General features: G+C 63.0%; 22 protein-coding genes and 1 pseudogene. 17 read left to right on the top strand and 6 right to left on the bottom strand.

Translation table 11 applies throughout. The features are described from left to right. Positions 1 to 13: 13 nt before the first annotated feature. From ACTHQS_RS14720 to ACTHQS_RS14670, 11 genes are all read left to right on the top strand, one after another. Positions 14 to 1,264, top strand: a complete 1,251-nt coding sequence (locus ACTHQS_RS14720) for a cytochrome P450 (protein WP_440170301.1) — start codon at positions 14 to 16, stop codon at positions 1,262 to 1,264. A gap of 14 nt (positions 1,265 to 1,278) precedes the next feature. Then, a complete protein-coding gene (locus ACTHQS_RS14715; RefSeq protein ID WP_440170299.1) occupies positions 1,279 to 1,602 on the top strand; it encodes a 2Fe-2S iron-sulfur cluster-binding protein in 324 nt (107 codons plus the stop codon). Further along, complete coding sequence (locus tag ACTHQS_RS14710; RefSeq protein ID WP_440170296.1) at positions 1,599 to 2,891, top strand: NAD(P)/FAD-dependent oxidoreductase; 1,293 nt, start codon at positions 1,599 to 1,601, stop codon at positions 2,889 to 2,891. The genes ACTHQS_RS14715 and ACTHQS_RS14710 overlap by 4 nt, the downstream gene beginning before the upstream one ends. Next, positions 2,888 to 3,412 (top strand): HtaA domain-containing protein, encoded by a 525-nt coding sequence (locus ACTHQS_RS14705; RefSeq protein WP_440170294.1) that lies wholly within the window; start codon positions 2,888 to 2,890, stop codon positions 3,410 to 3,412. The genes ACTHQS_RS14710 and ACTHQS_RS14705 overlap by 4 nt, the downstream gene beginning before the upstream one ends. Before the next feature lie 41 nt (positions 3,413 to 3,453). Next, positions 3,454 to 4,521, top strand: coding sequence for a hypothetical protein (locus ACTHQS_RS14700; protein WP_440170291.1), 1,068 nt, complete (start codon positions 3,454 to 3,456; stop codon positions 4,519 to 4,521). A gap of 13 nt (positions 4,522 to 4,534) precedes the next feature. Continuing rightward, positions 4,535 to 6,028, top strand: coding sequence for an NAD-dependent succinate-semialdehyde dehydrogenase (locus ACTHQS_RS14695; RefSeq protein WP_440170289.1), 1,494 nt, complete (start codon positions 4,535 to 4,537; stop codon positions 6,026 to 6,028). A 37-nt stretch (positions 6,029 to 6,065) separates the two neighbouring features. After that, a complete protein-coding gene (locus ACTHQS_RS14690; protein ID WP_440170286.1) occupies positions 6,066 to 7,544 on the top strand; it encodes an aldehyde dehydrogenase family protein in 1,479 nt (492 codons plus the stop codon). Between the two features lie 3 nt (positions 7,545 to 7,547). Then, positions 7,548 to 8,795 carry an MFS transporter gene (locus ACTHQS_RS14685; protein ID WP_440170283.1) on the top strand — a complete coding sequence of 416 codons (1,248 nt, stop codon included), beginning with the start codon at positions 7,548 to 7,550 and terminating at the stop codon, positions 8,793 to 8,795. Between the two features lie 153 nt (positions 8,796 to 8,948). Further along, positions 8,949 to 9,161, top strand: a complete 213-nt coding sequence (locus ACTHQS_RS14680; protein ID WP_440170280.1) for a hypothetical protein — start codon at positions 8,949 to 8,951, stop codon at positions 9,159 to 9,161. 51 nt (positions 9,162 to 9,212) lie between these two features. After that, positions 9,213 to 10,340: an alcohol dehydrogenase catalytic domain-containing protein gene (locus ACTHQS_RS14675; RefSeq protein ID WP_440170278.1), complete on the top strand. Its 1,128-nt coding sequence runs from the start codon at positions 9,213 to 9,215 to the stop codon at positions 10,338 to 10,340. Further along, entirely contained in the window at positions 10,246 to 10,635 is a 390-nt protein-coding gene (locus ACTHQS_RS14670) for an SOS response-associated peptidase family protein (RefSeq protein WP_440170275.1), read from the top strand. The genes ACTHQS_RS14675 and ACTHQS_RS14670 overlap by 95 nt, the downstream gene beginning before the upstream one ends. A 341-nt stretch (positions 10,636 to 10,976) precedes the next feature. On the opposite strand, the gene ACTHQS_RS14665 is transcribed toward ACTHQS_RS14670, so the two are convergent. Further along, a complete protein-coding gene (locus ACTHQS_RS14665) occupies positions 10,977 to 12,056 on the bottom strand; it encodes an oxidoreductase (protein WP_440170273.1) in 1,080 nt (359 codons plus the stop codon). Positions 12,057 to 12,443: 387 nt separating this feature from the next. On the opposite strand from ACTHQS_RS14665, the gene ACTHQS_RS14660 reads away from it, so the two are divergent. The 4 genes from ACTHQS_RS14660 to ACTHQS_RS14645 all read left to right on the top strand — a co-directional run bounded on the left by ACTHQS_RS14660 (position 12,444) and on the right by ACTHQS_RS14645 (position 16,192). Further along, entirely contained in the window at positions 12,444 to 13,415 is a 972-nt protein-coding gene (locus ACTHQS_RS14660) for a helix-turn-helix transcriptional regulator (protein WP_440170271.1), read from the top strand. Then, entirely contained in the window at positions 13,412 to 14,275 is an 864-nt protein-coding gene (locus ACTHQS_RS14655) for an SDR family oxidoreductase (RefSeq protein WP_440170269.1), read from the top strand. Before ACTHQS_RS14660 ends, ACTHQS_RS14655 begins: the two co-directional genes overlap by 4 nt. Positions 14,276 to 14,422: 147 nt before the next feature. Beyond that, a complete protein-coding gene (locus ACTHQS_RS14650; protein ID WP_440170267.1) occupies positions 14,423 to 15,127 on the top strand; it encodes an SDR family NAD(P)-dependent oxidoreductase in 705 nt (234 codons plus the stop codon). An 84-nt stretch (positions 15,128 to 15,211) separates the two neighbouring features. Further along, entirely contained in the window at positions 15,212 to 16,192 is a 981-nt protein-coding gene (locus tag ACTHQS_RS14645) for an aldo/keto reductase (RefSeq protein WP_440170264.1), read from the top strand. A gap of 35 nt (positions 16,193 to 16,227) precedes the next feature. Here ACTHQS_RS14645 and ACTHQS_RS14640 read toward each other — a convergent pair. Together ACTHQS_RS14640 and ACTHQS_RS14635 are read right to left on the bottom strand one after the other, a co-directional pair. After that, positions 16,228 to 16,638, bottom strand: a pseudogene (locus ACTHQS_RS14640) (recombinase family protein); the annotation flags it as partial. Between the two features lie 112 nt (positions 16,639 to 16,750). Further along, positions 16,751 to 17,782 carry an FUSC family protein gene (locus tag ACTHQS_RS14635; protein ID WP_440170262.1) on the bottom strand — a complete coding sequence of 344 codons (1,032 nt, stop codon included), beginning with the start codon at positions 17,780 to 17,782 and terminating at the stop codon, positions 16,751 to 16,753. Here ACTHQS_RS14635 and ACTHQS_RS14630 point away from each other — a divergent pair. Further along, positions 17,763 to 18,416: a MarR family winged helix-turn-helix transcriptional regulator gene (locus ACTHQS_RS14630; RefSeq protein ID WP_440170259.1), complete on the top strand. Its 654-nt coding sequence runs from the start codon at positions 17,763 to 17,765 to the stop codon at positions 18,414 to 18,416. The two genes, ACTHQS_RS14635 and ACTHQS_RS14630, sit on opposite strands and share 20 nt — an antisense overlap. Positions 18,417 to 18,511: 95 nt before the next feature. On the opposite strand, the gene ACTHQS_RS14625 is transcribed toward ACTHQS_RS14630, so the two are convergent. Beyond that, on the bottom strand, positions 18,512 to 19,423 hold the full coding sequence (locus tag ACTHQS_RS14625) for a PaaX family transcriptional regulator (protein WP_440170257.1): 912 nt from the start codon (positions 19,421 to 19,423) through the stop codon (positions 18,512 to 18,514). 143 nt (positions 19,424 to 19,566) lie between these two features. Here ACTHQS_RS14625 and ACTHQS_RS14620 point away from each other — a divergent pair, with 143 nt between their 5' ends. After that, positions 19,567 to 20,757 carry a cytochrome P450 gene (locus tag ACTHQS_RS14620; RefSeq protein ID WP_440170255.1) on the top strand — a complete coding sequence of 397 codons (1,191 nt, stop codon included), beginning with the start codon at positions 19,567 to 19,569 and terminating at the stop codon, positions 20,755 to 20,757. A gap of 62 nt (positions 20,758 to 20,819) precedes the next feature. On the opposite strand, the gene ACTHQS_RS14615 is transcribed toward ACTHQS_RS14620, so the two are convergent. Continuing rightward, positions 20,820 to 22,238: an MmgE/PrpD family protein gene (locus ACTHQS_RS14615; protein WP_440170252.1), complete on the bottom strand. Its 1,419-nt coding sequence runs from the start codon at positions 22,236 to 22,238 to the stop codon at positions 20,820 to 20,822. Continuing rightward, complete coding sequence (locus tag ACTHQS_RS14610) at positions 22,238 to 23,395, bottom strand: CapA family protein (RefSeq protein ID WP_440170250.1); 1,158 nt, start codon at positions 23,393 to 23,395, stop codon at positions 22,238 to 22,240. Before ACTHQS_RS14610 ends, ACTHQS_RS14615 begins: the two co-directional genes overlap by 1 nt. Positions 23,396 to 23,410: the final 15 nt, after the last annotated feature.

Here is a 23,410-nt window from a genome sequence, read left to right as displayed (position 1 = left end):
CCAGGAAACACTCATGACCACCACCGCGAACGTCATCGACTTCGACCACCGCTCCGCCCATTACCGGGACAACTGGGAAAAAATCGCCGACGACCTCCACGCCACCGGCAACGCCATCGCCTGGTCCGAAGCCCACGGAGGCTTCTGGGTCGTTGGGTCCTGGGAAGGAGTCCAACAGGTTGGAACCGAATGGGAGTCTTTCACCTCGGTGAATGACCTCAATGGAACCGAAAACGGCGGCAAAGGCCAGCGCATCCCGCAAAACTCCTACCGCCTCTACCTGGGCGAATCCGACCCGCCCCTGCACACTGAGCGCCGCCGCCTGGAAGTCCCGTTCTTCACACCCCGGGCCATCCGCAAATGGGAACCGGTGGCCCGGCAATTCCTTGACGAAGCCATCAATGCCGTCATCGAGACCGGCCACGCTGACCTGATCAACGACATCATCCTCCCCGTCACGGCCCGCACAACCCTCTACGTCGTGGGCTATCCGGCCGACGACTGGCAGGACGCTGCCGCAGCCGCCCACCGCGGCGCCTACACCCAGCCCCACGAACCGACCTACCCGCACGCAGAACAAGCACGCCTGCGGACCCGCTTCCGGGAAATCCTCCAGTCCCGGCAAGGCGCGGAAGGAACCGACGTCATCAGCTCACTGGCCAACGGCAGCGTCTTCGGCGAACCGCTGTCCCTGGACGAGGGCGAAAGCATGATGAACGCCCTCGTCTTCGGCGGCTTCGACACCACCATGTCCGCCACCGCACGGTCCCTGGTCTGGCTCGACCAGCACCCCGAAGAGGCCGAACGGATCCGCACCGACCGCGACTACCGGCTCCAGGCGATCGAAGAACTCCTCCGCTACTTCACCCCACCAGCCGGCATGGGCAGGACGGCCGTGCAGGACATCGAACTCATGGGACAGCAGATCAAGAAGGGCGACTCCGTATACATGTGGCTCGCCGGCGCCAACCGCGACCCGCAGAAATTCGAAAACCCCAACACCATCGACCTCACCCGCGCCAACGCCCGTGACAACATCGCCTTCTCCACCGGCGCGCACCGGTGCCTCGGTTCACCCCTGGCCAAGATCGAGCTGAGCATGCTGCTCTCCGAGATCCCCTCCCGGCTGCAGAACCTGCGCATCGAACACGACAAAATCGTGCGTTACCCCACGATCGGCGGAGTCAACGGCATCTCACTGCTCCCCGCAACCTTCACCCCGGGGACCCCGTCCTCGCCCGAATCCGCCTCAACATCTGAGTAGGACAGGAAAGAACAATGCCCGAAATCACATACACCCTGCACAACGGCCAGACCCGCACCCTCAACGTGCCCGCCGGTACCACCGTCATGAAAGCCGCGACCAGCAACGGCGTCCCCGGCATCATCGGCGAATGCGGCGGAGTGCTCTCCTGCGCCACCTGCCACGTCTTCATCGACGGTCCGGACCTTGACCGTGTGCCACCGATGACCGACCTCGAAGACGAAATGCTAGAAGGCACCGCTATCGAACGTGAAGACAACTCCCGGCTGGCATGCCAAATCCACGCCACCGACGACACCTGCCCACTCCACGTCACCATCCCGGAGTACCAGCAATGACCACCCCCCAGCCCCGCAACATCCTGATCGTCGGAGCCAGCCAGGCAGGCGTGCAAATCGCCTGCAGCCTGCGCGAGTTCGGCTACGAACACGACATCACGATCGTCGGCGCCGAACTGCACATCCCCTACGAACGGCCCCCACTGTCCAAAGCCTTCCTCACCACGCAGCTCAACCACGAGGAAATCGCCCTGCGGACAGCGGAATTCTTCGCCCAGAACAACATCAGGCTCGAACTGAACCAACGCGTCACCCACATCACCCGTGATGCCAACGGCCACGGAACAGCCACCACCGACACCGGCCGCACCTTGACCTTCGACGGGCTGGCACTGGCTGTCGGAACCCGGGTCCGCAAACTCGCCGCCGCAGGGCAGGACCTGAACGGCATCTCATACCTGCGCGACGCCGACGACGCATCGCGGGTCCGGAACCTGCTCGGTCACGCCTCCAAAGTCCTCGTCATTGGCGGAGGCTTCATCGGCCTCGAAGTGGCCGCAAGCGCCCGCACCCTGGGCAAGGACGTCGACGTTGCCATCCCCCGCGACCGGCTGCTCGGCCGGGCCGTGGGAGCCGAAACCGCCGCCCAGCTGCGCGCCTCCCACGAAAAGCGCGGAATCCGGTTCATCGAACACGCCCAGGTCACCTCATTCATCGATAACGGCGAAGGCCACGTAGCCGGCGCCCGTCTGGCTGACGGACGCATCATCGACGCCGACACCGTCGTTGTTGGAATAGGCGCCGAACCCAGGGTCGAACTCGCTAAAACCCTCGGCCTGGACGTCACCGACGGCATCACCGTCAACGAAAGATGCGTCGCATCCGACGGACGGACCGTCGCTGCAGGGGACTGCGTCAGCGTCCCTAACCCGCAGGCAGGCATCGGCCCCGCACGAATGAGATTTGAATCCGTCGCCACAGCTATCGACCAGGCCCGCATCGCGGCAGCCTCGCTCATCGGGCACGCCGCTCCCGCCATGGGCGTGCCCTGGTTCTGGTCCAACCAGTTCGACCTGAAGCTGCAGGTCGCAGGGTCCCCCACAGCTGCCACCGGGCATGTCATCCGCGGCAACCCCGCGGAAGAGAAATATACGATCCTCTACTACGCGGGGGACAACGTCGTCGCCGTCGAAAGCGTCAACCGCCCAGGTGAGTTCATCGCCCTCAAAGGGGCACTGCAAAAGGGACGCACCGTACCAGTCGAACTGGCCTCCGACGAAACCCAACCGCTGAAGAACCTGCTCGTTCCCGCAGGCCGCACACTGCTCGCGGGAGCAGCGGCATCATGAACACCACCACGGAAACAGGGCTGGCTGGGCGGCTCGCATGGTCGATGAAGCAGTCCTTCCTCCGCTACGTCGCCCGTCTAAGCGACGGCCGGTGCTCGGCCACGGACGGCGCAGAACCGAGCGAAACTGAAGGATTCACCTTCGAAGTGTCAGCCATGCAGGCCACCAATCACGGGCTGAGCCTGGCCTTCCGGGGCGACCTCCGCTTCAGCGGACACCACGGCGCCCTCTTCCTGCGCATCGCAGACCCGGCCATCCTGGTCGACGGTCCCCACGGAACACTGAGCATAGCGGGCGGCGACGCCGACGCCCCCAGGGTCCCGCTGGCCACCTTCACAGCGGCCGTCGACTCCTCCGGACCTGCGCTGCGGATCGCCGGCACCGGCCTGATGCTGACCGAAGCCGGCAGCGAACTGTTCATCGGCATCTACCCGCCAGGTGAACCGCTGGATGACTTCACCGTCGAAGCAGCACACCACGCTCCGGCATCCACCGCCGCAGAACCCGCGCTCAGCCATTGACAGACCCGCCCCTTCGTTACACCGACAGCGAGAAAGACCTCATGACAACGACAACATCTGCACAGCAGTGGCCCACCACTTTGGAAGAGATCGACCTTCAGGACCTGACCGAGAGCCGCGACCGTGGCGTTCGATGGCTGACCGAACGGGTAGGCGCCGATGGTGCACCCGAGGGCGCCGACCGCGCCAACGCCTGGTGGCGGGCCCCTTGGGCTCTGGCCGTCGGAGGCGCTCCCGACGTGGCGTCCGCGATGCTCGGTTGGATCGAACGCACCGCCCTGACATCTGACGGTGACCTCCGCGAGGGCCCGGCCTCGGCCCCGGCACCCGGAAGCCCGGTCTACCACTTGTCCCCGATCGCCATCGCGGCGTGGCTGTTGGGCCGGTATGACACCGCGGAGGCAGTCAACACGGCGATGGCGCGTTACCAGGATCCGGACAGCGGGGGCGTCTATGAATATGCGACTTTCGATGACCCGCTGCAGGACATGCTGAAAACAGCCCAGCTCGGCGTATCAGCACTGGTCACCCGCGACCGGAACACCGCAGACGGGGTCTACTCCTGGCTCCAGGAAACGTACGCGCTGCAGCAGGAACTTCCCACCCGCCTCTACACCAGCCGCCGCCACGGCACCCTCGTGACCGCTTTCGAACCCAACGAAGCGTTCGGCAGGGTCGTTGACTTCACCGCCGAACGACAGGCGTACTTCCAGCCGGGCATCGCCGCAGCTTTCCTGGCGGGCTACTCCCAGCAGACCGGCCTCCGCTCCCCGATGGATTTGGCCCACAGCTACCTGGCCCTGAACCTGAACGGAACCGAGCAACAATTCAACGACGCGTCCTCCGTGCAGATCTGCAAATTCGGGTGGGGCGCCGCCGTAGCTCAAGCGGTCTCCCCAAACCCGGACACCCTGGCCTCGGTCGTCAAAATGGCTGCCTGGTTCATGCGCAACCAGCGCCCTGACGGCAGCTGGGCACCATCGAGCTTCGTCCGGCCGGAACCGACACTTCTGGACCTCTACTGGAAGACCGCCGAGCACGTCATGGAAGTGTCCTACATCCTCAACACACTGCGCGCCGAACCCGGCCAGCGCCCCACCAGCCTCTGAGACCAGGAAACCCATGAACACCACCCAGAACACCCTGCAGGCCCCCGACACGAACACCGCAGAGACCGAAGCGCTGCGCACAGTCCCCACCCAGCTGTTCATCGGTGGCACGTGGCGCGCCGCCGGCAACGAGGGCCTAATTCCCGTCATCGACCCGTCCACCACTGCCACGCTGGCCAGCATCGCCGACGCCAGCGAAGCGGACGCACTTGATGCCCTCACGGCCGCCAGCAATGCCCAGTCCCGCTGGCAGAAAACCCCTGCCCGCGAACGGGCAGAAATCCTGCGCCGCGCCTTCGAACTGGTCGTTTACCGTAGCGAGCAACTCGCCCTGCTGATCACCTTGGAGATGGGCAAACCCCTCAGCGACTCCCGAGCTGAAGTGACTTACGCAGCGGAGTACCTGCGCTGGTTCTCCGAAGAGGCCGCACGGGTCGGTGGCGGTTACCTGCCCGACCCCGGCGGAAACGGACGTCTGATCACCCTCAAGGAGCCTGTCGGGCCCTGCCTGATGGTCACACCCTGGAACTTCCCGCTGGCGATGGGAACCCGCAAGGTCGCTCCGGCGATCGCCGCCGGCTGCACCATGGTCATCAAACCCGCAACACAGACCCCACTGACCATGCTGCTGTTCGCTCAGATCATGGCCGACGCGGGAGTCCCCGACGGTGTCCTGAACGTCATCACCTCCAGCAGCGCGGCATCTGTCACGGCCCCGCTGATGAACGATCCCCGGTTGCGGAAACTGACGTTTACCGGGTCCACCCGGGTAGGACAAAAGCTCGTCGAACAGTCCGCAACCCAGCTCCTCCGCCTGTCCATGGAACTCGGAGGCAACGCACCGTTCATCGTGTTCGACGACGCCGACCTCGAAGCGGCCGTGGAAGGGGCGATGCTGGCCAAGATCCGCAACGGCGGTCAGGCCTGCACCGCAGCCAACCGGTTCTACGTCCAGGCGCGCGTGGCCCAGGAATTCTCCGAACGGTTCGCCGACCGGATGGAACAACTCGTCGTGGGCAGGGGAACCGAACCCGGCGTCAACGTCGGCCCCCTGATCGATGACAAAGCCCGGGCAGACGTCGCCCAACGCGTGGAAGAAGCACAGGCCAGCGGAGCGAGGATCCTCACCGGCGGCCAGTACCTCGGGGACACCGGCTACTTCTACGCCCCGACCGTCATCACGGACGTCGCTCCCGGCTCGCGCCTGCTGACCGAAGAAACGTTCGGTCCCGTCGCCCCTGTCGTGCCCTTCGACACCGATGAGGAAGGGCTGGCGCTGGCTAACGACACCGAATACGGCCTGGCCGCCTACGCCTACACCGAAAACACCACACGCGCCTGGCAAGTAGCCGAAACCCTGCAGGCCGGAATGGTCGCCATCAACGCCGGCATCGTCTCCAACGCCGCAGCTCCCTTCGGCGGCATCAAGCACAGCGGATTCGGCCGCGAAGGCGGGTTCGAGGGAATCAACGAATACCTCGAAACAAAATACGTCCGCTTCCCCTGACCAACCCCACCCAGCACGGATTCATCAAAGGAGAAAAATGTCCGCCACCCAATCACCGCCCCGCACCGACCTCTTTACCCGTGACAAGCTCTACATCGCCGGTGAATGGGTTCCCGCCGGCGACCGCCCACGGATCCCTGTCATCAACCCGTACACCGCCGAGGAAATCGGCTCCATACCCCAGGCAACGGTCGCTGATGTGGACGCAGCCATTAGTGCCGCAGTGACTGCCCACACCTCCAGCCCCTGGCAGCGCATGAGCTACCTGGAGCGAGGCGAAGTCCTGGCACGCATCGGCGAAGAAATCATCGCCCGCAGCAACGACATCGTCGAAGCCTACGTCCACGACTTCGGAGGCCTGCGGGCCTACGGGCAGAACCAAGCCATCAGGACCGCTGGAGTCTTCACCGAACACCTTGAACACGCCCGCCACCTGCACGACAAACCGCAGCTCGTCCCAGCCCGGGCCGGCTACCCGGACGTGCTGACCACCAGCGAACCCTGCGGACCGGTTCTGGCCATCGTGCCCTGGAACGGCACTCTCATGCTCACCGCACTGAAAGTTGCCCCCGCCCTCCTGGCCGGCTGCCCCATCGTAGTGAAACTGCCCCCCGAAGCGGCAACAGTCAGTTGGATCATCGCCGAAGCCATCGAAGCCGCCGGCGTCCCCGCCGGCATGGTCAGCTTCCTCCCGGGTAACCGTGCGGCCCTCGGAGACATCTCCGCCCGGCCCGAATTCCGCTGGATCTCCTTCACCGGAAGCACCGCCTCCGGCACCAAGATGATGCAGGCAGCAGCGGAAAACATCGCAGGCGTCACCCTGGAACTGGGCGGCAAGTCCGCAGTCATCGTCCTCGACGATATCGACCCGGAAAGCGCAGACGCCCTGATCCTGCGCGGTTCCCTGATGCAGTCAGGACAGGTCTGCACCACCTATTCACGCGTACTCATCCCGAAATCCCGTGAAACCGAGTGGCTCTCAACCCTCACCAGGATCTACGACGGCGTTGTCCTGGGGGACCCCAACGACCCTCTGACAACCATGGGCCCGGTCATCACCGAAGAGCACCGAGCTTCCATCGAAAGCTACATTCAGACCGCCAAGGACGAAGGTGCCACCATCCTGGCCGGCGGAAACCGCCCCGCACGCCTTCCCGGGTACTTCGTCTCACCCACCCTCATCGCCGACGTCAAGCCGGACATGACCGTCGTGAAGGAAGAAGTCTTCGGCCCGGTAACCGTCGTGCAGACCTATGAGGACCTGGACGAGGCCGTCGCAATCGCCAACGACTCCGACTACGGCCTCGCGGCCGGAGTCTTCACCAACAACGAAGACCTCGGGGTCGAACTCGCGTTGCGGCTGCAGGCCGGCAACATCACCATCAACGGTGCAGGGGTCTGCAACATCCTGCCTTTTGGCGGCTACAAAAAGTCCGGCCTCGGTCGCGAGGGCGGACTGCAGGGCGTCGAGGAACTCCTCGAATTCAAGCAGATTCAGCTTCCCCGGAAGGCATGAGCAATGACTGAAACTATCGCCGATACCTCGGCAACAGCACTCGAACACCAACTCGCAGACACAGCCGCCAGCCGCGAACTCAAGGGCCCCCGGCTGCGTTCCACCATCGGCGCCGGCCTGCTGACCATCGCCGTCTCCGGCGTCAGCGCCCTGGGCTTCATGGTCGTACCCGCCGCTAAGGAATTCGGTGTCGCCATGGCCCAGTACCTCGTGTACTACAGCCTCTGGACCATCGGCGGCGCCGTTACCATGGCCATCATCGGCCGCGTCTACGAACGCGTCGGCGTACGACCGGTCATCACCATCGGCGGGATCGTGGCCACCGCCAGCCTCACGGGCATGGCACTGGCCCCGAACATCTACGTGATCTACCTCTGCGGACTGCTCACCGGTGCCGCCTTCGGAACCTGCACTGTCATGGCCGCCACCACAATCATTACCCTCTGGCATTCCCGCAACCGTGCCTCCGTCCTCGGCATCGTCTTCATGGGCACCGGCATCGGCGGGTTCTTATGGGGATTCATCATGCCCCAGGTCGTTAAAAACGCCGGCTGGCGCATGGGCTACGCAGCCCTGGCCATCAGCGTTTTCGTCCTGATCGTCGGAGCGGCCGTCTTCCTGATCCGCAACCCCCCGGTGCTGGCCGCAACCGCCGCGGCCAAGAAGACCGACGCAAAAGCCACGGCCCTAAAGGTTCGTCCGGCCGCCTTCGTCATCGTCTTCGTCGCCACGTTCCTGATCTCCCTCCCCATCGGTGTGACCCAGGTGCTCCCCAGCCTGCTTGGCGGCAAGGGAATCCCCGCCCTTGAAATCGGTGCCATCATGTCAGTGATGTCGATTGGCATGATGCTCTCCAAGCCACTCCAGGGCGTCATCGCGGACCGGATCGGCCTCTCCACAGCCCTGGCCATCGCCGCTGCCTCTTCTACTGCGGCCTTCCTGATCCTCGCCTACGTCGGCTCCAACATCGCCGTCACCATCGCCACCGTCCTCGTGGCCGTTGGCAACACCCCCCTCACCGTCCTCCTTCCGATTGTCATCGCCAAGCTCTTCGGACAAGTCCGGTTCTCACGGGTCTACGGCGTCGCCATGATGTTCTACTACTTCGGCCAGGCCCTCGCCACGCCCCTGTGGGGCCTGAACTTCGACCTCACCGGCGGCTACACCATAGCCCTCCTGCTCGCCGTGACCGTCTCAGTCCTCGGACTCGCAGGGCTCGCCGTCGCCCTGCGCATGGCACCAAAGGACTAACCCCCCATGGTGCGCATGGTGCGGACCGCCACTAGCGGTGCAGGACCAGCACCATGCGCACCACCCCCACCCGGGCAAGCGGGTCACAACCCTGAAACAGGCCCGTGTCGCTCACCTCCACGTAAGCGACCGCACCAGCCACAGGAGCGAACAATGCGTGATCTCACCTCGATCAGAACAGATAACGAACTGCTGGCCACCCTCGCACCGGGAGACACGGTCGAAGCCGTTGGCCAAGACGGCCGACACATCGTCGGATCCGTCGACGTGGTGGCCGCCGAACTCGGCGTGATCTGGATCTACCAGCTATCCGGAGACCGCCAACTTCTCGACACCAGCGAACACCACATCATCCCGGCCACCTGAAAACAACAGCAGGCGGCCACCCAGAACCAGCAGCACCCAAGGGAGACACAAGTGAAGGCATATCGGGCATTCGAAGCAGGACGAGTCGAACTGACCGACGTGACCGTCCCACAACCCCGTGAAGGCGAAGTGCGGATCCGCACAGTCGCAGCCGGGGTCTGCCACAGTGACCTCACCCTCCTCTCCGCACCAGAACTGTTCGGCGCCGTTCTCCCCGTGACCCTCGGCCATGAAATGGCCGGAATCATCGACGCCATCGGACCAGGAGTACGAGGATGGACCGTCGGGCAGGCCGTCGGAGTCAAAGGCATCTCCGGATGCGGTACCTGCCGACGATGCCGCGAAGGACGGCCGGCATCCTGCGCGACCGGATGGTCGGCCCTGGGCGTCACCGACGACGGCGGCATGGCCGAATACTTCCTCGCACGTCCCGAACATCTCGTTGACGCCACCGGACTGGACCTCAGGCAAGCCGCCCCGCTGACCGACGCCGGACTGACTGCCTATGGTGCAGTCGAACGTGCCCGCACGATGCTCACCCCAGGGTCCGTAGCCCTCGTCATTGGCGTTGGAGGCCTCGGGCACCTCGCCGTTCAGATCCTCAAAGCCACCACCGCCGCAGCGGTAATCGCTGTCGACGTGTCGGATCAAAAGCTCGCTCTTGCCGTTCAGCACGGCGCAGACCTCGCCCTCACCTCTGGCGAAGAAACAGCCGAAAAGATACTGGCCCGATTCCCCGAAGGAGTCGACGCCACCTTTGACTTCGTAGGACGCACCTCTACCCTGGCCCTCGGTGCAGCCGTCACACGTGCCGGCGGACTCCTCGCCATTACTGGCATCAGCGACGGATCGCTGGACGTCGCCGGAAATCGAGCCGGCGGCGTCAAACCTGAAGTAACCGTCGTCAAAACATCATCGGGCAGCAAGTCCCACCTCGTCGAAGTCTTCGCCCTGGCACGAGACGGATACCTCACCGTGGACATCGAAGAATATGCATTCACCGACACTGAACGCGCCTTCGAAGACCTCCGCACCGGACAAATCATGGGACGTGCCGTGCTCGTCTTTGACAACAGCCGCAACGATGTCGAACGACATTCGACATCACTCGCACACAAGAACCGACCGCCAGTCGGGCAGCATCCCATTAAAGGACGCGTCTTCAACGGCTCTGCCTGAGAAAACGTCCTCCCAACGCTACCAACTACCGGATAACCCGACCGAGGGCAACTACGAATGGCAGAAGACCGAGGACGGCAAGAAGATCACCAACTACCTCTACTCAGAGAAAGAGCCACTGTTGGGGTTCGCCGGCCTGTACGAGTGGTGGGCTGATCCGTCGCTGCCAAAGGATGATCCGGAAAGATGGCTGCCCAGCTGCACGGTGCTCACCACGACCACCCAGGACGCCCTGAGCACGTCCATGACCGTTCCCCGGTCATCATCCCGCGGGACCGGTTCGCTGAATGGCTAGACCCGGATCTGACCGACAAGGACGGCATCTGGGACGTGCGCCTTACCGATCAGAGATGCGCTTCACTGGCGTGAACGCGGCATTCGATGCATAGCGCAACGTGATTACGGGCGTTTAGCCTTGTCAGGCGGTTTTTCTGTCAGGTTGGGGTGCAGTTAAGCCCGACCGAAAACCTTGGCGCGCGGTGCCTGGAACCTGCGTATTTCATCAGATGCAGCCATGGCTAAAAGGCGATCCATCGATAGCTGGCGATAGCGTCGGTCTCTTGGGGAAGCGTTCGTGCGATCACCGCAAGACTGCCGCCGCCGCATCGCACCGTGCAACGGAAGAGTCGAATGACCTCAGCCTTCCACCAGCTGAGGCCAGTTGGTCGCGAAGTACGTCACGAATGTGTCCGCCAGTTTCTCCGAGCGGAGGTGGTCCCGTGTCACGGGAAAGGACGGCGCGCGGTAGCCGGGGTCGGCTATTGCCCGTCGGGAGAAGGCATGGTCGGCGATAGCGGCCTTGCCGATGTAGGCGAGGTCAGCCCCCTGGTCGAGTACCCGCTGCACTGCCGCGGCGCTTGCTATGTGCCCGGCGACACCGATGACTGTTCCGTGGCGGGGCAGGTCAAGGAAGTGCTCGACGAGTGTTGGCCTGCCTTCGGGGGCGTTTGCGGGAAGCTTCGCCACGTCCCACAAGGACAGGTCGAGGATGTCGATGTCTCTGCTGGCGAGGAGCTCGCCGACGAGCTGGACCATGTCCGCCAAGACCAGGCCGTAGCGTTCGACGGACAGTCGGAGCCCGATGTGAAAGTCCGGGCCGGTGCGTTCCCTGATCGCATGTACGACCTCTTTCACGAAGCGGCCCCGTCCGGCGGGGTCACTCCCGTACCCGTCCTGTCGGAGGTTGTTCGAGGCGTCGAGAAACTGGCCTACCAGGTAGCCGTGGCCTCCGTGCACTTCAATGCCGTCGATGCCGGCTTTCTCGGCGCGTGCTGCGGCATCGGCGAAGTCCTCGACCGCCCGCTGGACCTCACCGGTGGTCATGCCTCGCACCCCGGTCTGCGCATCATCCCACGGTCCCACGACCTCCTGGCCGGACAGCGTCCTCTCCGCACGGACGCCTCCGTGATGGAGCTGCACCGAGGACCGTGCACCAGCGGCGGAGACGGCGGCGGCAAGGCGCTCCAGCCCGGGCAGGTGCTCGTCGGAGGAGATACCGAGCTGGCCGGGCCAGACCTGTCCGGCCGGGTGCACATAAGCGGCCGCGGTCTGCACAAGGCCGAATCCTCCTTCAGCGCGGGCGACCAGCCAGGCGAGCTCGTCCTCCGACAGGGTGCCGTTCGGATTGCTCTGCTGATTGGTCATGGGCGCGAGGACCAGGCGATTGGGCAGAGGGTGTCCATGGCGCAGATCCAGCGGGTCGGACAGATTCGTCATGGGGCTCCTGTGGGATACGGATTTACCTAGTCGGCGAGAGCGACTTCCAGTTCAAGGTCGTCCGGGAGGTCTCGGATGACGGCCAGGTCCCAGATAATCATCGCCCGTGAGCGCACGAACGGAACCTGTCTCCTCGTAGATGATGATACCGAGACTGTCCATCGAGTTGCATAGACGAGATCCCCCGGCTGGACATCGGGGTAATACTCCAACGGTGATTGATCGCAAGCACAGCTGATAACCACAGGGAAATCAGAGTTTAAGGCGGTCCCGCGGTCGGTCTTTTCTGTGTGCCCGCATCGGCATGGGTTTCTGGTCTTTCGCGACCAATTGGGGGTGTCTGATAGACACTGCCACCGCCGGCCTTGCCTGCGTAGCGTGGTGGATGTGGCAAGAAGAGATGAAATCCGGGACTTCCTGATCTCGCGGCGCGCGAAGATCACTCCGGAGCAGGCCGGCATCCCCAGCTATGGTGAACTGCGCCGTGTGCCGGGCCTGCGCCGTGAGGAAGTGGCCCAGCTCGCCGGGGTAAGCACGGACTACTACACGCGGCTGGAACGCGGTAGCCTGGGCCGCGTTTCGGATGCTGTGCTCGAGGCTGTTGCTTCGGCCCTTGAGCTGGATGAGGCGGAGCGAAGCTACTTGCTGGACCTTGCACGGGCGGCCAAAACCCCGGTGCGGCGGGCAGCGCGTCGTCCGACCCAGCAGCGGGTCCGTTCCGGGGTGCTGCGTCTTCTGGAAGGGATGAGCGGAGTGGTCGCTGTGGTGCAGAACGGCCGCTCGGACGTGCTGACCACAAACCTCTTGGGCCGCGCGCTGTACGGGCCGGTATTAGAGTCCCCAGTCGCTGCTGGTCCAGACACCCAAGACGGGCGGCCGAACCAGGCACGCTATCTCTTCCTCGATCCGGGAGCCGGGGACTTCTACCCCGATTGGCGTGCCGTCGCGGCCACTACGGTCGCGATGCTCCGCTCCGAAGCTGGCCGGAACCCGCACGACCGGGCACTGAACGAGCTGATCGGGGAACTGACCACCCGCAGCGGGTTGTTCGCCGCGCTGTGGGCAGGACATGACGTACGGATCCACACCACCGGGACCAAGCGCTTCCACCACCCGGTCGCCGGGGACCTGTCCCTGCAGTTCGAGACGCTTCACCTTCCCGGCGATCAGGGACAGACCCTGTTCACCTTCACCGCCGAGCCAGGCTCCACATCCCAAAACGCGCTGGCATTCCTGGCCAGCTGGGCGGCATCACCGTCCGAAACAGCCGCCAGGGCCGGCGGCCCGCAGGCAAATCCACGATCTTGGCCCGCTCCCACACGCGGCTCGGACCACTCCACGCAGGAAGACAGAACATGACTGAACAAAACAGCACCAAGCCCGGGAAAAAGGTCTGGTTCATCACCGGCGCGGCGCGTGGCCTCGGTACTGACATCGCCAGGGCCGCCCTCGCGGCCGGCCACGCCGTGGTCGCCACCGGCCGGGACCCCGAGAAAGTCACCCAGGCCGTCGGTAAAAACGAGAACCTGCTGGTCGTGAAGCTCGACGTCACCGACCCCGCCGACGCGACCGCCTCTATACAGGCAGCCGTGGACCGGTTCGGTCGGATCGACGTCCTAGTAAACAACGCCGGCAACTTCTACGCAGGGTTCTTCGAGGAAATCGTCCCGGGCGACTTCCGTGCCCAGATCGAAACCACCATGTTCGGGCCTATGAACGTCACCCGCGCCGCCCTGCCGGTCCTGCGCGCCCAGCGCTCCGGCCTGCTGGTCACCATCTCCTCAACCGCAGGCATTGCAGGCGGAGAGTTCCTCACCGCGTACGCCGCCTCCAAATTCGGCGTGGAGGGCTGGGCGGAGTCACTGGCCCCGGAAGTCGCACCGTTCGGCATCCGCAGCATGATCGTGGAACCAGGATTCTTCCGCACCGAGCTCCTCACCCCGGAATCCGCGAGCTACGCGGATTCCACCATAAAGGACTACGCCGAGCGGACCGAGCAAACCGTGACGGCGTGGAAGGGCATGAACGGACTTCAGGGCGGGGACCCGGCAAAGCTCGCCAACGCCCTCCTCCAACTGGCAGAACTGGAGGCGCCCCCACTGCGCTTCGCCGCTGGCGCCGACGCCGTGGCCAACTTCGAGACCAGGGCCAAGGCACTCCAGGGACAAGCCGACGCCCACCGCGAGCTCTCCATCAACCTGGCTCACGACGACGCCTAACCCTACCCCTCGCCGCCAGCCGCGCCCCTGAGCCCAGGGCGTTGGCCGGCCAACGCATCCAAGCCACTCCCACAACAATCCCGGGGGACGCACGTGGCTGACGCCTGCCCAAAAAAGCTCCCCCACCATTTGAAGGAGAACAAACCAATGACAGCGAAACTGACCGGAACCGTCGCCCTGATAACCGGAGCCAGCAGCGGCATCGGTGACGCCACCGCCCGTGCCCTCGCCGAACACGGGGCCTCCGTCGCCGTCGTCGCCCGACGCAAAGACCGCCTCGACACACTCGTGGCCGAGATCGAGGCCACCGGCGGCACCGCCTACGCCGTTTCGGCCGACATCACCGACCGCACCCAGGCCGAGAAGGCCGTAGCAGAGGTCATCGATCGCTTCGGCCGCCTGGACATCCTGATCAACAACGCCCGACTCATGCTCCTCGGCCCCATCGCTGGCGCCGATGTTCAGGAATGGAAACGGATGATCTCCGTCAACCAGAACGGCCTGCTCTACATGACCAACGCGGCACTCCCGCATCTACTCAAGGCAGCTCAGGACGGACCGCGCAAAGTGGCAGACATCGTCAATATCTCCTCGCATGCCGGGCGGCAGGCGTGGGCGAATTTCGGCGTCTACAACATGACCAAGTTCGGCGTGAACGGCTTCACCGAGGCCCTGAGGCAGGAGGTCACGAAGAAGCACGTCCGCGTCGGCGTGCTCGAGCCGGGTGCCGTGGACACTGAACCTATCTCGCACAACAACGACACCATCCGGGACGAACTCGCCGCCTCCGACGCCATCCCCGAGCCGCTGCAGCCCGGGGACATCGCCGAGAGCATCGCCTTCATGGTGTGACCCGCCCGCGGCGATCCTCCATCGCAGAGCTGTGGGCCATGCCCACGTCCCAGGCCTGAAAACCACCCCGAAAGGAATCACAACATGAAGAACGCACGCCTCCGAGACCTGGAAGTCTCCCGCATCGGACTCGGTGCCATGACCATGGCCGGCACCTACACCAGCGAGGGCGCCCTGGATAACGCCGAGTCGATCCGCACGATCCACCGTGCGCTCGAGCTCGGGGTCACCCATATCGACACGGCGGAGATCTACGGGCCGTTCCTGAGCGAGGAGATCGTCGGCCAGGCCATCAAGGGCCGCCGTGACCAGGTCAAGATCGCCACGAAGTTCGGCCTGGTCTCCCATTCCGGCAGCGGCCCCGGCATGATCGACAGCAGCGCGGCGAACGTGCGGTCCGCCGTCGAGGGCTCCCTGCAGCGCCTCGGCACCGATCACATCGACCTCTACTACCAGCACCGGGTTGACCCGAACACCCCCATCGAGGAAACCGCCGACGCCGTCGCGGAGCTCATCACCGAGGGCAAAGTGCTGCACTTCGGCCTGTCCGAAGCCTCCCCGGACACCATCCGCCGCGCCCACGCCGTGCAGCACGTCTCAGCCCTCCAGACCGAGTACTCGCTCTGGACCCGCGACGTCGAAGAGGAGATCCTGCCGCTGCTGCGTGAACTCGGCATCGGCTTCGTCCCCTACTCACCGCTCGGACACGGCCTGCTCACCGGGCAAATCCGAACAGTGGAAGACTTCGCCGATGATGACTGGCGCAAAACCAACCCCCGCTTCATGGGTGAAAACTTCGTCCGGAACCTCGCGATCGTCGACGAAGTCCGGAGCATCGGCGCCGAAATCGGCGCCACCCCAGCCCAGACCGCGTTGGCCTGGCTGTTAACCCGCGGCGGGGACATCGCCCCGATTCCCGGCACCCGCCGCGTCTCACGGGTGGAAGAGAACACCGCCGCCGATTCCGTCGAACTCACCACCGGCCAGCTAGAACGCCTTAACTCGCTCCAACCCGCAGCAGGGGCACGGCACGACGACGCCAACATGGTTTCCATCGATCGCTAAGCCTCAATTCACCGACGCCTCCACTGAACAGATGTGAGGGAGCGTTCGAATTCAGCGAAGGCGGCCATGACCGAGAGCATGAGGTCGGCCATGGGGGAGTCCTCGCCGGTGAAGACCAGGCTCACTTTGACGAACTCCACCCGAAGGCCCTTGCGGGTTTAAGCCCTGGACAAGGGCACGTGGGTCGTCGAGGTTGCGGGCGAGCCGGTCCAGATGTGCACGACCACGATGTCCCCGTCGCGGGCGAATCGCCACAGCTATGTGAACTGGGGCCTGGCCGTGTCTCTGCCGGAGGCCATGTCCGTGAAGACACGATCCAGAACCTGGTTGTCGAGCCGGCGTTTCTCGTTCTGGTCCAGCTTGCTCACGCGCACGTGCCCGATCCTCTGTCGGCCCTTGGCGCCTCCAACCCTCTTCCCGTCAGGTTGAGTATCAGGCCTGCCCAAGAAGAAGAGTCAAGGTATAGGAGCCTGTTCCCGTCAGGCTGGGGTGTGACTCAATCTGATGAGTCATTCCATCTCTAGTTCCCCGTAAGACCTCGTTTCCGCGCCAAAATAGCTAAGCCGCTTGTTCCTCCGGGTGCCGTAGGTCATGTGTCAGGACGATCAAGACCATCACAACTGACAAACCGATGCAGGTTTCCAGGGCGCGGTCGGCTAGTAGTGGGCCGAGTGGCTGTGGATGGTTGAGAAACATCATGCCGATGGTCAGGGGTGTGAGGAAGAGCATCGCCAGTCCGTAATTGCGGGCCACCATGAGCTCTGTCAGGGCAGTCAGCAAAGCCAGTACGACGATGAGGACAGGGCCTCCGGGCGCCCAAAAGAGTAAAAGTCCGCTGACGCCGATGCCAAGGAAGGTGCCTATCATTCGGTGGGTTGCCCTAGTCAGCTGCCCGGCCGTTGTCGCCCCGATTACTGGCACGATGGCAGTAACCATAGCCCAGTAGGGGTGCGCAAGACCGCCTGCAAGACTCAACATGCCTGCCGTAGCTGCAGCGATCAGGCAGGCAAGCGAGTGTGTGGCGATCAGGGGCAGCGGCAGGCGCCGGGGAGCGGCTGGTGCCTGCCGGCCCGGGACGCCGCCTCGACGTGGGCGGGTGACGGCCTCAAGGGCTCCTCCGACAATGGTCACGAGAATTGTAAGAACAGCTGAACCGGCGGCTGCCGCGGCAATCAGTGGTAGCCCTGTGTTTCCCGCAGGGGTGTAGGCGCTTACTGCAAAGGCGAAGACAAAGAAGAGGCAGCCGGAGGGTGTCCACTGGAGCAGGTCGGCTGCCGCAGAGCACAGGCAGGCGACAAGGGCTGTTGCCAGAACGGCGGTCCAGCCAGGAAGCTCTGCTGCGGATACGGCCGCCCCGGCAAGGATCAACAGGACCAGAACAGCTGAGGTCTGCAGTTGCATCGCGAGACGCCGGGGCAAAGAAGCGTTGCGCCCAAAAACTGCTCCCGTCGCTGCGAGTATCGCAAAGGGAGCCAGTTCGATCTTGTCCAATGACCACAGCACAAGGAGCGGCAGCAGGGCTGATGCCCCGGCTCGGACGGCGACCCGATGGGCGCCTGCGTGGGGACCGATGGCCAGGAGCTGTTTCACTCGCGGAATTGCAGTGACTGATGGTGATGTCACGATCCTCCAATTAAAAGTATTTCGCTGGCGAAGTACATTTACTCTACAGTACGGTTGCTACATGAGGGACTCGGTGGATGAGGTTGTGGAGCAATGGCGGCTAAGGCTGCCTTCGATTGAGGTGGAGGTGGCCGCCGTCTTGGGGCGTGTCCACCGGATATCGCGCATTGTTCAGCTGCAAAGCGAGGCGGTTCTTGAGAAGGCAGGCCTCACGCGGGGCGAATTTGACGTCCTGGCCGTTCTGATGAGGCACGGCCGCCCATTGGCTCCCACTGAAATCGCAGCCGCACTCTCGGCTTCTCCGGCCGGAACGACCAAGAGGGTGCAGAAGCTTCTCGCGGCTGGGTTGTTAACACGGAGACCGCACGAAAGCGACCGACGCAGCGCGCTATTGGATCTCACTCCGCGGGCCCGGCAGGAGATACCCCCGCTGCTCGAAGCGATCACCGGCATCGAGCGAGAATTGCTCGCAATATTGCCGCCGGAAGAAACTAGTCACCTTAACCACGCTCTAAGACTCTTGCTGGTGGAGTTGGAGTCCAAGGGGCTGGAGGCGCCTGGGAAGCTACCTCGCCAGCATTTTGCTAGCACCGGGCCCTAGGCATTATGGCGTTCCTGCCGGGTTGCGGGAAAGCTGCCAGGCGCCGCGGGATGTTCGGCGATTTCAAGACTAGGGTAGGCCGCCGGTCCCCACCGTCATTTTGCGGGGTCTCCGAGCGACTGCTCCAAGCCTGCGACTTCCTCCGTGCTGAGCGATCTGACCGATGGTATAAGTTCAGCCGCACTTTGTCCCACATGGTGACGCATGCGCGCCTCTGCGGCCGCCGCTAAGCCGTCGTAGGCTTGTTCGAACAGCGTTCGCGCCATAGCAAGCGGCCAGTCCGCCGGCAAAAGATCCACTGGCAAGTCCGGATGGTTTTCACCCAGGTTTCGCCAATCCCGAAGCGTCTCGATCCGCAGTCGAAGCGCATCGGTGGGAGAGATTTTGTTACCACGCAATGCATCAACAATCGGTGCCGTCCGTGCGATGAAAGACTCCAGTAGCGGCCTTACAGCTTCCAGCTCAAAGGCCGAAACAGGGTCACCCTCCCCACCGAAGGCAGCAGAGGCTGCGCCAGTGAAGACGGTGATGCGGTCAATGCCTATATTCAGCATTGCTTGACGGGAATCTTCCGCTAGCGGCCATGGACTGACCCAAACCCCGTCATACAACAGCCCGAACCCGGACTGTCGAAGAACTTGCCGAGCCTGATGTCTAAGGTGGCGTTGGTCCTCGCTCACTGAGAACGTTGCAACGGTCCAAGTGCCGTCCCATTCGCGAAGAACCCGGCCAAAGTCCACTATTTGCTTCAGGCGGCGCCGTTGACGGCTGTGGGCCGTCTCAGTCAGGGCATAGTAAGTGGACCTACCCCGCTTAGTAGGTTCCAGGAACCCCTGCCGGGCGACACGGCTTAATGCATTCCGTGAGGCTGTTTCGCTTAGGCCGAAGTCACCCAGAACATCTACGAAAAAGGTCGAAGGGACTTTGTCCTCAACACCCAGAAAGTAAGTGCCAAGGAGCGTCAGCAGGAACTGCTGCGAGCCATGCACCGGCTTTGCGTTAGTCATATGTCAGTTCTTCCATCTGGAACACCTCCCCGCAACTCTATCCTTGCCACTTGTCTTGACGCTAGTCACAACAACTGCGAACCTTAGACGAACTACAACACCAGTGTTGGTCGGCCGGAACGGCCGCTGTTAAGGAGGCAAAGGTGGCTCACCCCAAACATCCCAACGAATTCGATCCTCTCTATGACGAGACGTTTGATAATTCGCACGTCTACTACGAAGAGATGCGGAGGAACTGCCCTGTGGCTCATAGCGAGGCTTTCGGCGGCTTCTGGGCACTTTTCAAGTACGAGGACATCGTTAGGATCCAGACAGAGCACGAGAACTTCAGCACCGCTGAGAAAAACGTAGTCCCTCCGGCAACGCGGAATCAGGGACGGAGGCCACCGCTGCACTTCGACCCGCCGGAGCACGATGCGTACAGGCGGCCCGTCACACCGGTGTTCAACAAGAGTCGAATGGCTGTTCTTGAGCCCGAACTCCGCCGCTTCGCAGACGAGTTGATGGATCCCTTGGTAACCGAGGGAAGATTCGACTTCACCCTCGACTTCGCCGAGTACTTCGCGGCGAGGGCGTTCGGCTTGATCTTGAAACTCCCTTTGGACATGATGCTGCGCGCAAGGGAAGTGCAGGTGCAGTATTACCGGGCGCAGATGGCAATGGACAAGGAACGGGTGATCAAGTGGAGCGATGAGCTTTACCGTGTGGCCAATGACTTAGTGAATGACCGGAAAAAGAACCTTCTTGATCCCAATGAAGACCTCATTTCGGCGTTGCTGCTTGCCGGCGAAAACGGGGAGGCCATATCTGAGGAGATGGTAGTGGCAAGCATCCGGCAGTTCCTGTCCGCATCGCAAGCCGCCCCAGGAGCAGTTCTGGGAAGTATCGCGGCGCATCTGGCCCAGGATTCGAAGCTGCAGCAAAACCTCCGGGAGAATCCGCATCGTATTCCTGACGCGGTGGAAGAATTTCTTCGTCTCTATTCCCCCTATCGTGTATTCGCGCGCACAGCTATCCACGACGAAAATATCCGCGGCAGGGACATTCCCTCCGGAGAGCCCATCGCCATGATCTTTCCCTCGGCGAACCGGGATGAAGATGTCTTTGAGAACCCCCACGAGTTCAGCATGGACCGCAAGCCCAACAAGCACATTGCCTTCGGCAGGGGTCCCCACCGCTGCCCCGCTTCATCGCTGGCGAGACTCGAACTGTGCGTTGCGACTGAGGCACTGTTATCGAAGACTGCCTCTTTCGAGTTGGATGGGGAGATTAAGATGACGGATTGGCTGGAGTTCGGCCCTTCATCGACGCCGTTGAAGGTCGTCGCCGCCTGACCGTTCCTGCGCTCGGACCTGTCCGTGCCCCGCTGTCTTTGGGCGGGGCACGGACACATCTTTTAGGCGTGGGTTGAGGCGTTGCCCGTGGTGCGGGAAGTGCCCTGGTCCAGCAGGCCTGTGACGGGAATATCGTCGTGGAGCCAGGACCGGATTTGGCGGCCAACGCTGTCCACTTCTTCGGGTCCGACAGTTGCATCCGCGCATGCATGGACCTTCTGCTGCAGGTCATGCCACGTGAAGGGCTGTGACGGCCCTCCGGGCGCAATGGCGTGTGCCTCCATGTACTGGCCCTGTTTCCTTTGGACAACGACCCTGGCTGACGGAGCAATGGTGAAGGATCTCTCTTCTTCTTCCCCGACAGCTATCTTTATGAGCGAGGCGAGTCGAACCACCTCGGGAATGGCAAAATTTGCCGCTTCGAGTGCTGCATAATGGCTGGGATCGTTGCCCCCCAGGACAAGTCGCATGGCAAGGCTGATGTGGAGACTGAATTGCGCTCCGGTCATGTCTGTGACGTGGGCTCCCAGCTGGCCGCAGTGGTCAGCTGTGGTTTTGTCCGTATAGACGGTGATGCTGGCTACGTCGTCGGGTTCAAGTCCCTGTCGGCGGAGTTTTTCGAGTGCCGCAATAGGTGCGTGGTTACCCGTGCAGGTGCTCCATGATTTCACTCCGAGTCCGTCAAGATGCCAGTCGTCCCCAAGCCTGCGGCTCACCCTGTCCAAGGACACCCTCCTGCCGCCGAAGGCTTGAGCGAATCCCCTTCGTCCTTCAAGCGATTCAAGGGGGGCCGTGAGACCAAGCTGTGCCAGGTTGGCCGCCCTGATTCCATTTGAGGCGGCGAGTCCTGCATGTATGCGTTTGATTTCACCACCTGTGCGCGTGAACTCAGTGGTGCCTCCTGCTTGGGCGGCGGCAATGCCAAGTGCGTGCTGGGCTGCACGTTCCTCCAAGCCAAGGAGGCTAATGGCCGCAGCCGCCGCTCCGATGACCCCGAACACACTTGTGACGTGAAAGCCCCGGTCCTGTGTCATTTCCGGAGACATCGCGAGGCCCAGCCGGATTATCGTCTCTGTTCCAGCAGAGATGGCAGTCAGCGCTGCACGACTTCCGACGTTCAGTTCATCTCCCAGGGCAAGGACGGTGGGAACGACGGCACACCCAGCGTGGACGGCCGCGGATACATGGTAGTCATCGAGCTCAAGTCCATGCATGGCTGTTGCGTTGACAAACGCAGCCTGGGCAGCCCGGAGCCTGTGCCTTATGCCGATGACAGAGCTCCGGCCGGGAACTCCTTCTTTGAGGGCGTAGTCCCGTGCGGCTTTGGTCCAGGACCGGTCGCTGCCTGCATGCATTGCCCCGTAACCGTCCAACACCTGACGGGCTGCCTGCTCGCATACCTCGCCGGGAACGTCTTCCCAGCGAAGGCCGGCAGCAAAGGCTGCAAGTTCTTCAGTCAAGCCTCTGTGTGTGCCCTCCATCAGAGGTTGACCTGTGACAGGTCCACCGGGCGTACCTCATCACCTTCGCGTCTGTAGTCCGTTTCGAGTCCAGCCTCTTTGCTGATGGTGCGCATGTAGTCCACAACCTGCTCGAACCGCTCGTCCTTGCCGCTCAGAAGCTCCGTCTGCGAGTTGTCATTGATCCATCCAGGTAAGAAACCAAACCCCGCAAGCTTTCCGTCCTCGACCACGAGTTTGGCAACGATCGTCTTCCGGGAGTCAGGGGGGAAGTTGAAGGTGGAATGGAAGTTGGGAATCCAGCCAGGGTTAAGTGCCAGAATCTCCTGGAAGGCCGGTGTGGCAACTTGTTCCGGCGTCACCCGGGTGTCCATCGCAAAATTGGCGAGACTGTAGAAGATGGGCACACCGCGGAATATCTCAATCCCTTTGAGGATGTGGGCGTGGTGCCCGATGATCGCATCGGCACCGGCCTCGATGGCCGCGTGCGCTACGTCCCGCTGGTAGTCGGCGATCTGTGCCGGGATGAAATGAATTCCCCAATGAACCGACACGACGACAAAGCGTCCCAGCAGCTTTTCGCGCTTGATGTCCTGCACCAGGTTGGCCAGGTCTTCCCGATGCGGAAACGTGTGAATACGCGCTGGCGTACCTGGCTGATCGTGCTCCACCTGTTCATAGACGGTAAAAGCCCGCATTGGGGCGCATCCGGGCCGATTATCAGTTGCCCAGAAGCTGTGGGGCAACACCGAGCTGTAGGAAAGAAAAGAAATTTCGGTTGTTCCGTGTTGCACTACTGCGGGACGCCGTGCTGCTCTGATGTCCGCGCCGACGCCCACTACTTTGGCTCCGGCTGCGGCAAGGTGGCGTGCAGTGTCGAGCATGGCCTCAGCCCCGAAGTCCATGCAGTGGTTTCCTGCGAAGGAAATGACATCGAGGCCTGCCTCCACCAATGCTTTCGCGTCACTGGGTTTTGCCTTTACCGTATGCCGCACCTGCGGCAGCCTCGAACCTTGGTCCGAGAGGACGAACTCGAGTTGGCCGAAGGTCACGTCTGCTGACTGTAGAACCTCCCGGTTCAGTTCAAAGAGTTCTGACGCGTCCTCCCGGTCCGGGCCTATGTCCCCCACCGCCAAAACAGTCAGCGGTTCATTTTCGGTGTGGGTAGTGGTTGTCATGTGTCCCTTTCTTGA

The organism is Arthrobacter sp. SAFR-044 (assembly GCF_051965175.1).
Classification (GTDB): domain Bacteria; phylum Actinomycetota; class Actinomycetes; order Actinomycetales; family Micrococcaceae; genus Arthrobacter.
Note: the sequence above shows the minus strand (reverse complement) of the source record. Positions and strands in the feature narration are given on the sequence as shown.

Excerpts from the sequence above, each read along its gene's own strand:
- ACTHQS_RS14615 (WP_440170252.1), bottom strand. The coding sequence starts at position 22,238 with ATGGAGGGCACACACAGAGGCTTGACTGAAGAACTTGCAGCCTTTGCT.
- ACTHQS_RS14645 (WP_440170264.1), top strand. The coding sequence starts at position 15,212 with ATGAAGAACGCACGCCTCCGAGACCTGGAAGTCTCCCGCATCGGACTC.
- ACTHQS_RS14630 (WP_440170259.1), top strand. The coding sequence starts at position 17,763 with ATGGCCAGGAGCTGTTTCACTCGCGGAATTGCAGTGACTGATGGTGAT.
- ACTHQS_RS14700 (WP_440170291.1), top strand. The coding sequence starts at position 3,454 with ATGACAACGACAACATCTGCACAGCAGTGGCCCACCACTTTGGAAGAG.
- ACTHQS_RS14710 (WP_440170296.1), top strand. The coding sequence starts at position 1,599 with ATGACCACCCCCCAGCCCCGCAACATCCTGATCGTCGGAGCCAGCCAG.
- ACTHQS_RS14610 (WP_440170250.1), bottom strand. The coding sequence starts at position 23,395 with ATGACAACCACTACCCACACCGAAAATGAACCGCTGACTGTTTTGGCG.
- ACTHQS_RS14655 (WP_440170269.1), top strand. The coding sequence starts at position 13,412 with ATGACTGAACAAAACAGCACCAAGCCCGGGAAAAAGGTCTGGTTCATC.
- ACTHQS_RS14720 (WP_440170301.1), top strand. The coding sequence starts at position 14 with ATGACCACCACCGCGAACGTCATCGACTTCGACCACCGCTCCGCCCAT.
- ACTHQS_RS14665 (WP_440170273.1), bottom strand. The coding sequence starts at position 12,056 with ATGACGAATCTGTCCGACCCGCTGGATCTGCGCCATGGACACCCTCTG.
- ACTHQS_RS14695 (WP_440170289.1), top strand. The coding sequence starts at position 4,535 with ATGAACACCACCCAGAACACCCTGCAGGCCCCCGACACGAACACCGCA.
- ACTHQS_RS14705 (WP_440170294.1), top strand. The coding sequence starts at position 2,888 with ATGAACACCACCACGGAAACAGGGCTGGCTGGGCGGCTCGCATGGTCG.
- ACTHQS_RS14690 (WP_440170286.1), top strand. The coding sequence starts at position 6,066 with ATGTCCGCCACCCAATCACCGCCCCGCACCGACCTCTTTACCCGTGAC.
- ACTHQS_RS14680 (WP_440170280.1), top strand. The coding sequence starts at position 8,949 with ATGCGTGATCTCACCTCGATCAGAACAGATAACGAACTGCTGGCCACC.
- ACTHQS_RS14650 (WP_440170267.1), top strand. The coding sequence starts at position 14,423 with ATGACAGCGAAACTGACCGGAACCGTCGCCCTGATAACCGGAGCCAGC.
- ACTHQS_RS14625 (WP_440170257.1), bottom strand. The coding sequence starts at position 19,423 with ATGACTAACGCAAAGCCGGTGCATGGCTCGCAGCAGTTCCTGCTGACG.
- ACTHQS_RS14685 (WP_440170283.1), top strand. The coding sequence starts at position 7,548 with ATGACTGAAACTATCGCCGATACCTCGGCAACAGCACTCGAACACCAA.
- ACTHQS_RS14715 (WP_440170299.1), top strand. The coding sequence starts at position 1,279 with ATGCCCGAAATCACATACACCCTGCACAACGGCCAGACCCGCACCCTC.
- ACTHQS_RS14670 (WP_440170275.1), top strand. The coding sequence starts at position 10,246 with ATGTCGAACGACATTCGACATCACTCGCACACAAGAACCGACCGCCAG.